Origin of the sequence: Streptomyces sp. NPDC020875 (assembly GCF_040641415.1) — a bacterium.
Classification (GTDB): domain Bacteria; phylum Actinomycetota; class Actinomycetes; order Streptomycetales; family Streptomycetaceae; genus Streptomyces.
Genome location: NZ_JBFADP010000112.1, coordinates 1 through 9075 on the forward strand (window position 1 = coordinate 1; position 9075 = coordinate 9075).

At 72.3% G+C, this 9075-nt stretch carries 7 protein-coding genes; 2 read left to right on the forward strand and 5 right to left on the reverse strand.

Annotated features, from left to right (window positions below):
• Positions 1-114: 114 nt before the first annotated feature.
• The 5 genes from AB0G74_RS33810 to AB0G74_RS33830 form a co-directional block, all read right to left on the reverse strand.
• Complete coding sequence (locus AB0G74_RS33810; RefSeq protein WP_361154415.1) at positions 115-1323, reverse strand: methyltransferase domain-containing protein; 1209 nt, start codon at positions 1321-1323, stop codon at positions 115-117.
• A 247-nt stretch (positions 1324-1570) separates the two neighbouring features.
• A complete protein-coding gene (rfbB, locus tag AB0G74_RS33815) occupies positions 1571-2545 on the reverse strand; it encodes a dTDP-glucose 4,6-dehydratase (RefSeq protein WP_361154418.1) in 975 nt (324 codons plus the stop codon).
• Positions 2542-3609, reverse strand: a complete 1068-nt coding sequence (locus tag AB0G74_RS33820; RefSeq protein WP_361154429.1) for a glucose-1-phosphate thymidylyltransferase — start codon at positions 3607-3609, stop codon at positions 2542-2544. The genes rfbB and AB0G74_RS33820 overlap by 4 nt, the downstream gene beginning before the upstream one ends.
• Positions 3610-3862: 253 nt before the next feature.
• Positions 3863-4600, reverse strand: coding sequence for a class I SAM-dependent methyltransferase (locus tag AB0G74_RS33825; RefSeq protein WP_361154421.1), 738 nt, complete (start codon positions 4598-4600; stop codon positions 3863-3865).
• A 603-nt stretch (positions 4601-5203) separates the two neighbouring features.
• On the reverse strand, positions 5204-5443 hold the full coding sequence (locus tag AB0G74_RS33830) for an acyl carrier protein (RefSeq protein ID WP_361154432.1): 240 nt from the start codon (positions 5441-5443) through the stop codon (positions 5204-5206).
• 137 nt (positions 5444-5580) lie between these two features.
• Between AB0G74_RS33830 and AB0G74_RS33835 the strand changes: the two genes are divergently transcribed.
• Both AB0G74_RS33835 and AB0G74_RS33840 read left to right on the forward strand, forming a co-directional pair.
• Positions 5581-7191 carry an AMP-binding protein gene (locus tag AB0G74_RS33835; protein ID WP_361154423.1) on the forward strand — a complete coding sequence of 537 codons (1611 nt, stop codon included), beginning with the start codon at positions 5581-5583 and terminating at the stop codon, positions 7189-7191.
• Positions 7192-7424: 233 nt separating this feature from the next.
• A complete protein-coding gene (locus AB0G74_RS33840; RefSeq protein WP_361154426.1) occupies positions 7425-8630 on the forward strand; it encodes a cytochrome P450 in 1206 nt (401 codons plus the stop codon).
• Positions 8631-9075: the final 445 nt, after the last annotated feature.

The window sequence follows — 9075 nt, forward strand, 5'->3', positions numbered from 1 at the left end:
CGACCCAGATCTCGCGCCGACCGTGGGCGACACCCTGGGTGTCGAAGAGGAAGGTCTGCCCGGTCTGCGCGCGGGCGGCGAGGGTGGCCGCGTAGGCCCGGCACCGCCCGGCCCTCAGGACCAGCGCTCCGGAAGTTCCAGCAGGACCCGTCGGCGTACGAGCCGTTCGACGTCCGGGTCGGTACCGTCCCAGCCGGTGTCGGCGACGGCTTCGGCCGTACCGGCGGGCGGCGGGGTGAGCCGGCGCAGATAGGGCCAGTCCTCGGCGAACTCGCGGGCGAACTGTTCGGTGGGCCAGCGGGGTCCGTCCGGGCCGAGCAGCGGGTTCACCCGGAGCGGGACACCGGGGCGGGGCGCGGTGAGCCAGCCGGGTTCGGCGGGTGCGGCCGGCGGGCCGTGGACGAAGGCCAGGGCCGGGGTGGCGGAGAGCTTCTCGGACGGTACGGGCTCGGCGGGGACGCCGTCGAGGGCGGCCCGGGTGAGGGCGGCGTCGTCGTATCCGGCGGTGGGGCTGAGCAGGGCCGCGTACGCCTCGACGGAGAGCGGGGTGCCGGGCGCGTAGTTGGGGGCGTCGGCGTTGTGGATATGGCCGAGGAGGACGCGTTCGTCGCGGGCGATGCGCCGCAGTTCGCGGAAGGCGTGGGGCTTGTCGGGGAAGTAGTGGAAGCTGTCGTGGGCGAGGCAGACGTCGGCGGATCCGGTGGCGAAGGGGAAGGGCCCGGCGGCGTCGAAGCAGACCAGCCGGGCGCCGGGGGCGGTGAACCGCCGGGCCAGCCACAGATGGGAGAAGACCAGGTCGCAGCCGTAGGCGGGGCCTGATCTGGCGAGCCAGCCGCGGAGCAGATGGCCGGCGCCGCAGCCGACTTCCAGCAGGGTTCCGCCGCGTGGGGCGTGCGCCTCCAGCAGGGCCTGGCCGCTCAGATAGGTCGGCAGGCACCAGCGGTGCAGGAAGTAGGTGCCGAGGCCGCCGTAGCCGAACGCCGTCATGACCTGGGCTGCGGTGGCCTCGCCCCGGATGACGGCGTCGACGGCGGCACGGGACGCGGCCGGGTCGGCGGCGGGCACGGAGGAGTCCTTGCGGTCCGCGAGCAGCAGGGCGAGGGCGCGTAGCGGATCACCGGCCCGGATCGTGTCGACGGCGGCGGTACGCAGCTCGTCCCGGCCCAGCCGCAGATAGGGGATGCCGTCGAGGCAGGGCCAGAGGGTGTCGCCGTCGGTGAGCAGTCCGGGTCCGGCCGGGTGCAGCGGGGCGCCGTTGGCGGGGCTGCGCAGACCGCTCAGGAGCGAGTCGTCGGGCGTTTCGGGCGCGAGCGGGGAGTTCATATGCGGATCTCCTGGGGATGGGTGTCCCGGTACCGGTGCGAGGGTGTCCCGTACGGCCTCCCGGCCGGGGCGGGCGCGCCGGGCACGTCCGGCGCCGGACGTGCGGGCCGGGCCGGACGGGACTCGGCGTCGTGGGCCGGGGGCTGGTGGCCGGTGCGGTACGGGGCCGGTGCGGAGGTGTCCCGTACGGCCTCCCGGGCCGGACGGGCCGTACGGCGTCCGGCCGGTAAGGGCGCGGTCCCGGGGTTCACACCAGTCGCTCCCACCACGCGCGGTTCTCCCGGTACCAGTCGACGACCTCGGCGAGTCCCCGGCCGAAGTCGCGGCGGGGGCGGTAGCCCAGTTCGTCGCGGGCCCGGGTCCAGTCGACGGAGTAGCGGGCGTCGTGGCCCTTGCGGTCGGTGACGTACTCGACCCGGTCCCAGTCGGCGCCGCACGCCTCCAGCAGCAGCCCGGTCAGCTCCTTGTTGGTCAGCTCGGTGCCGCCGCCGATGTTGTAGACGCGCCCGGCCCGGCCGTGGTTGCGTACCCGCTCGATCGCGGCGCAGTGGTCGTCGACGTGGAGCCAGTCGCGGATGTTGTCACCGGTGCCGTAGAGGGGGACGTTGCCGCCGTCGGCGAGGGTGGTGATGAATCGCGGGATCAGCTTCTCGGGGTGCTGGCGCGGGCCGTAGTTGTTGGAGCAGCGGGTGACCCGGACGTCGAGGCCGTGGGTGCGGTGGTAGGCCAGGGCGAGCAGGTCGGAGCCCGCCTTGGAGGCGGAGTAGGGCGAGTTGGGGCTCAGCGGGTGGGTCTCCGGCCAGGAGCCGACGGGGATGGAGCCGTAGACCTCGTCGGTGGAGATGTGGACAAAGCGGTCGACGCCGTGCCGCAGGGCCGCGTCGAGGAGAGTCTGGGTGCCCAGGACGTTGGTACGGACGAAGGCACCGCCGTCCTCGATGGAGCGGTCGACATGGGATTCGGCGGCGAAGTGCACGATCTGGTCGACACTCGCGACGAGCTCGCCGACGAGTTTGGTGTCGAGGATGTCGCCGTGGACGAAGGTCAGCCTGCGGTCGCCGAGGTCGAGGTTGTCGCGGCGGCCGGCGTAGGTCAGCAGGTCGAGGGCGACGACATGCGGGCCGGTGCCGTCGCCCCGGGGGCCTTCGGGGCCCAGCAGGGCCCGGACGTAGGCGGAGCCGATGAATCCGGCGGCGCCGGTGACGAGGATCCGCTCGGTCATGAGCTGATCTCGAAGGTGGAGTGGTCGCCGAGGACCAGCCGGTGCGCGTTGGGCACCCGGGGCCTGGACGCGCCGTGGACGTGCCGCCCGATCAGGGACGCCTCGATCCGGCGGACGCCGGTGAGGGACGAGTCGCGGAGCATGATGGAGAACTCCAGTTCGCTGTCGAGGATGCGGCAGTTCTCCGCCACGGCGGTGTAGGGGCCGATGTACGAGTCGGTGACTTCGGTGCCCGCGCCGATGAGGGCGGGGCCGACGATCCGGGATCCGGTGACCCTGGCACCCGCCTCGACCACGACCCGGCCGATGATCCGGGAGGCGTCGTCCACCTCGCCGTCGATCCTGGGCTCCACCCCTTCGAGGATGGTCCGGTTGACCTCCAGCATGTCGTCGACGTTGCCGGTGTCCTTCCAGTAGCCGTCGATGATCTCGGAGTGGACCCGGGCGTCGTCGTCGATGAGGTACTGGATGGCGTCGGTGATCTCCAGCTCGCCCCGCCAGGACGGTTTCACGGCCCGTACGGCCTCGTGCACGGCGGACGAGAAGAGATAGACGCCGACCAGCGCCAGATCGCTCTTGGGGTGCTCCGGCTTCTCCTCCAGGGCGGCCACCGTGCCGTCGTCGCCGAGGACGGCGACCCCGAACTGGCGGGGGTCGGAGACCCGGGTGAGCAGGATCGTGGCGTCGGGCCGGTCCCGGCGGAAGTCCTCGACCAGGCCGGTGATGCCGCCGACGATGAAGTTGTCGCCCAGGTACATCACGAAGTCGTCGTCGCCGAGGAAGTCCCGGGAGATCAGTACGGCGTGGGCGAGGCCCAGCGGCTCCTCCTGGGCGATGTAGCTGACGTTGAGGCCGAAGGCGGAGCCGTCGCCGACGGCCTCCTCGATCTCGGGCGCGGTGTGGCCGACGACGATCCCGACGTCGGTGACGCCCGCGGCGGCCAGCGATTCCAGCCCGTAGAAGAGGACGGGTTTGTTGGCCACGGGCACGAGCTGCTTGGCCGAGGTGTGGGTGATCGGCCGCAGTCGCGTCCCCGATCCTCCGGACAGTACGAGGGCTTTCATGGCGTCCACCGATTCATCGGGAGCGGGCGGCCGGTCGGATATGCAGGCCCCGTCCGCCGGAGCGGACGGGGCCTGGGGCGTGTTTCGAAAGTAGCGCCGTCCGCCCGAAGGGCGGGGCCCACGGCGTCCGGTGCGTGCAGTCGCAAGGCGGAGGGGTTGCCTCGTACTGGACGTACTCGGGAATCCCGACAACGCGGCGAGTGTGCGTGCCGGGCGTCGTGGGCCAGGCGGGACTTTCGAAACACGCCCCAGGTCAGGACGTGCGGACGCCGACGAAGACGCCCCGGTCGGCGTATCCGTCGGCCAGGTACTCCACCGTGCAGCCGCTCGCGACGAAGGCCGCCTCGTACTCGTCGCGGGAGAACAGCGCGAGGTCCTGCTGGTTGACGAAGTGCCGGACGGTCCCGTCGGGACCGGCGACCAGATAGTGCATCTCGACCTGGCTGCGGTCGCCGCTGGTGTACCAGCGCCCCATCCGGGAGACCGTGGCCCGGTCGCCGCTGAACTGCGCCTGGACGAGGTCGCCGCCGTTCCACCGCTCGCGCAGGATCCACGGCTCGATCACCAGCACCCCGCCGGGGGTCAGATGGGCGGCCATGGCGCCGACGGCCGCGTCGAGGTCGTCGGTACCGCCGAGATAGCCGATGGAGCTGAAGAGACAGCTGACGGCGTCGAAGCTGCGGCCGAGGTCGAACTTCCGCATATCGCCCTGGTGGACGGGGACGCCGCCGAGTTTCGCGGCGGCCACCCGCAGCATGGGTTCGGCGAGGTCGAGCCCCTCGACGTCGAAGACCCGGCCCAGATGGACCAGATGCTCCCCGGTGCCGCAGGCCACGTCCAGGAGGGTGCGGGCGGCGGGGTGGCGCTCGTGCACCAGTTGCCGTAAACGCTCCGTCTCCCGCTGGTAGTCGCGGTGCCCGCGGTAGACGTCGTCGTAGATCTCCGCGAAGTTCTCCTGGTAGATGCTCTCTGCGGAACGTGCTGCGGCCAAGACGGAATCACCTGTTCTGTACGTGGACCGTACGGGCCCGGCGGCTGGGTGGGCGCCGGGAACGCGACGGTGGCGCGCCGGACCGCCCCTCGGACGCCGCCGGGACACAGGGGGCGGGCGCCGGTCGGACGACGGCGGTCGGGCGCGGGCGGCGGACAACGGTGAACGCGTGACCGGGCGGGCGGCCGGGCGGGCCGGCAAGAGGCCCGTACACATCCCGTGGAACACGGAACGTGAATTTCCGTACCCGCGATACGGAGACGCGATATGGATCTGGATCTTTATCTGGAATACGGCGGACGCGTGCAGCGAAGAGGCGGTACGGCGACGGGTGAATCGCCCGGATCCGCACGGCCGATACGACTGATACGGCCCGGACCCGGATATCCGGCCCGGCCGGAACACCGCGGCCCCCGTCGAATCAAGGAATCGAGGAACCGTGGAACCAAGGAATCCGGGAATCCGGGAATCCGGGAAAACCCCGACGGCCCGCATCCTAGGGCCGGTCACGGCCCGTCCTTCAACCCCTAGCCGACCGTTCCGGGGTCCGCGGGCGGGGCGGGCGGCGGGCGCGGCCCGGGGCGCGCGGGCCCGGGAGGCGGGTCAGACGCGGGCCGCGGCCAGCGCGTCCCACAGGGTGCCGGGGGTCTCGAAGGTCTCGGGGCGCAGCGCGTCGTCGTCCAGCCGGACGTCGTACTCCTTCTCCAGTACGGAAAGCAGCTCGACCATCGCGATCGAGTCCAGGCCGACATCGCGCAGCCGGATGTTCTCGCGTACTTCCTGGCCTTCCGCCAGGTACGGCAGGAAACGCCTGAGCACTTCCTCGAACCGGTCGTCCCACATAGGTGCCACCCCTTCGGTGTTACCGGGAATTAAGGGTTGTCAGAACGGCTTGGGAAGCCGAAGGTCGAGGCCCGAGCCTACTTGTCGATTCGAACTTTCTCGACGGCCCGCACCCCCTATTCCCATGGAGGACCAGCATGGACGGCACCATGGATCACGGGCTGCACGCCCGGTTCCTGCGCGGGCTGTCGACGGCGCCCGACGGCGCCGCGGTGAGGATCGGCACGGAGAGCGTCTCCTACCGGCGACTGCACCGGACGGCCCTGCGCTGGGCGGGCGCGCTGACCGCCGCGGGCGCCCGGTCCGTGGGCGTCCTGGCGGGCAAGAGTGCCACCGGCTACGCGGGGATCCTGGCCACCCTGTACGCGGGGGCGGCCGTGGTGCCGCTGCGGCCCGACTTCCCGGCGGCCAGGACCCGGGAGATCCTGCGGGCGTCCGGCGCGGACGCCGTCATCGTGGACGGGGCCGGGCTGTCCGTACTGGCCGACGTCCTGGCGGGCGCCGGGGACATCCCCGTACTGGCGCCCGACTCCGCCGACGCGGCCGACGTGCCCGGCGGCGGGCTGCCCGCCGGGGTCGTACGGCTCGTACCGCGTCCCGGACCGGCCCTGACGGAGCCGGTGCGGTGCAAGCCCGGCGATCCGGCGTATCTGCTCTTCACCTCGGGCTCCACCGGCCGCCCCAAGGGTGTGGTGATCACCCATGGCGCCACCGAGCACTACTTCGGCCTGATGGAGCGCCGCTACGACTTCGGCCCCTCCGACGTCTTCTCGCAGGCGTTCGACCTCAACTTCGACTGTGCCGTCTTCGACCTGTTCTGCGCCTGGGGCGCGGGGGCCACCGTGGTACCCGTACCGCCGCCCGCCTACCGCGACCTGCCGGGCTTCATCAACGCACAGGGCGTCACCGTCTGGTTCTCCACGCCCAGCGTCATCGATCTGACCCGGCGGCTCGGCGGACTCGAAGCCGCCGAAGGGCCGGACGGCGGGCCCCGGATGCCCGGTCTGCGCTGGAGCCTCTTCGCCGGTGAGGCCCTCAAGTGCCGTGACGCCCTGGACTGGCGGCGGGCCGCGCCCGGCGCGACGCTGGAGAACCTGTACGGCCCCACCGAACTGACGATCACCGTCGCGGCGCACCGCTGGGACGACGAGGAGTCCCCCCGGGCCGCCGTCAACGGCCTCTCCCCCATCGGCGGGATCAACGAAGGCCACGATCATCTGCTGCTCGGCCCCGACGGCGCGCCCGCCGACGGGGACGGCGCGGAGGGCGAGCTGTGGATCACCGGCCCCCAGCTGGCGGCCGGCTATCTCGACCCGGCCGACGAACCCGGCCGGTTCGTGGCACGCGACGGCCGCCGCTGGTACCGCACCGGGGACCGGATCCGCCGGACGCCCGGCGGCGGCCTGGTCTACGTCGGCCGGCTGGACTCGCAGCTCCAGGTACACGGCTGGCGGGTCGAACCCGCCGAGGTGGAGCACGCGGTACGGGCCTGCGGCGCCGACGACGCGGTCGTCGTCGGCGTCGACACCCCGGGCGGCACCGAACTCGTCGCCTTCTACACCGGCACCCCCGTCGAACCAAGCGAACTGGTCCGGCAGCTCCGGGAAATCGTCCCGGACGGGGTACTGCCCCGGCACTTCCGCCACCTCGACGCCTTCCCGCTCAACCCCAACCGCAAGACGGACCGGCTCCGGCTGACGGCCCTGGCCCGGGAGAAGTACGGGCCGGGCGGCGGCGCGGTCGGTTAGGGGTGTCGGGGGCGGAAGGCGGCAGCTAGGTTGCCGTAACGGATCGCCCGCCGGGTGCGGCCTCCGGGCCGCCCGCCGGGCGTCGGCGTTCGTCGCGCCGGCGTCCGGTGCCCCGCGCGCCCTCCGATGCCCGGCGCGCGGGGCCCGGCGCGGCGTCCCACCGACTCTTCCGTCGATCACTCGCCGATTCTTCGCCGGACGGCTGGACGGCCCCTTCACCGAGGAGGACTCGTATGACCGTGCCACCGACGGTGCGCGACTATCCGTTCGAGATGGCCGACATCGGGGTCTCGCCGCTGTACGAGCGGCTCCAGCGCGAGGAGCCCATGAGCCGGGTCCGGCTGCCGTACGGGGAACCCTCCTGGCTCGCCGTCCGGCACGCCGACGTCAAACTCGTGATGACCGACCCCCGGTTCAGCCGGGAGATCGCCCAGGGCCTCGACCAGCCACGGCTGCGCCGCCAGTCCACCGGCGACGGCATCATGGGCATGGACCCGCCGGACCACACCCGGCTCCGCAGGCTCGTCGGCAAGGCGTTCACCGCCCGCCGGATGAACCAGATGCGGGACGGCGTCCGGGGCCTCGCGGAAAGCCTCGTCGACGGGCTGATCGCCAAACACGACAAAGGCGAACCCGCCGATATCGTCGAGGACTTCGCCCGGCTGCTGCCGGTCAATGTCATCTGCGATCTGCTCGGCGTCCCGTTCGAGGACCGCCATGTCTTCCGCGTCTGGACGGAAGGCGTCACCAACGACGAGACCGCCAAGGCCGACGTCCTCTTCGACATCGGCGGCGAACTCGACGACTACATGGCCGCCCTCGTCGCCGAACGGCGCAAGGAACCCACCGACGACCTGCTGGGCGCACTGGTCTTCGCCCGCGACAACGGCGACAAGCTCACCGACAACGAACTGATCGTGCTGGCGGGCGCGGGGCTGCTCACGGGCGGCGTCGAGACCGTCGCGGCGGCGCTGCCGAGCTTCGTGTACACCCTGCTCACCCGGCCCGGCCTGATGGAGCGGCTCCGGGCCGAACCGGATCTGATGCCGACGGCCGTCGAGGAGCTGCTGCGGTACGTGCCCATCAACACGGCCGCGATGTTCGCCAGGTACGCCCTGGAGGACGTCTGGGTCGGCGACACCCTGGTCCGTACCGGCGAACCGGTACTCGCGGCGCTGCACGCCGCGAACCGGGACCCGGACGTCTTCGACGACCCGGAGACCATCGACCTGGCCCGCGCCCACAACCCCCATGTCACCTTCGGCCACGGCCCGCACCACTGCATCGGCGCCCAGCTCGCCCGGATGGAGCTCCAGGAGTCCCTCACGGCCCTGCTCACCCGACTGCCGGAGATCCGCCTCGACGGCGGCCCGGAGGCGGTGGAGTGGAAGTTCGGCGTCATCGTCCGCGGGCCTGCGGCGCTGCGGATCACCTGGTGACGGGCGCGGGCGCGTCCATGACCGGCGCGTCCTCATGACCGGCGCGTGCCCATGAGCGGCGCCGCCTGAGGGGTCGTGGCCCCCGTGTCAGCCGCGATCGTCTCTCTGTGGGTGGTGGCCGGACGGCCGTCCCCGGGAATCCCTCCCGGGGACGGCCGTCTCTTGCTTTCCGGGACGGCCACCGTCCCAAGACCCGGGTCCCGCCCGGCGGCCTGATGTTGTCGGCGGTCCGCGGACCGCCCGTGGCCGTTCGCGCAGTTCCGCCCCCTACGCCTTCGGCGGTGGGGGGACCCCCAGCGCCTTGGCCCTCCAGGGCACCGCCCCAAGACCCGAGTCACGCCCGGCGACCCGATGTTGTCGGCGGTCCGCGGACCGCCCGTGGCCGTTCGCGCAGTTCCGCCCCCTACGCCTTCGGCGGTGGGGGGACCCCCAGCGCCTTGGCCCT

Excerpts from the sequence above, each read along its gene's own strand:
- AB0G74_RS33840 (WP_361154426.1), top strand. The coding sequence starts at position 7,425 with ATGACCGTGCCACCGACGGTGCGCGACTATCCGTTCGAGATGGCCGAC.
- rfbB (WP_361154418.1), bottom strand. The coding sequence starts at position 2,545 with ATGACCGAGCGGATCCTCGTCACCGGCGCCGCCGGATTCATCGGCTCC.
- AB0G74_RS33830 (WP_361154432.1), bottom strand. The coding sequence starts at position 5,443 with ATGTGGGACGACCGGTTCGAGGAAGTGCTCAGGCGTTTCCTGCCGTAC.
- AB0G74_RS33810 (WP_361154415.1), bottom strand. The coding sequence starts at position 1,323 with ATGAACTCCCCGCTCGCGCCCGAAACGCCCGACGACTCGCTCCTGAGC.
- AB0G74_RS33820 (WP_361154429.1), bottom strand. The coding sequence starts at position 3,609 with ATGAAAGCCCTCGTACTGTCCGGAGGATCGGGGACGCGACTGCGGCCG.
- AB0G74_RS33835 (WP_361154423.1), top strand. The coding sequence starts at position 5,581 with ATGGACGGCACCATGGATCACGGGCTGCACGCCCGGTTCCTGCGCGGG.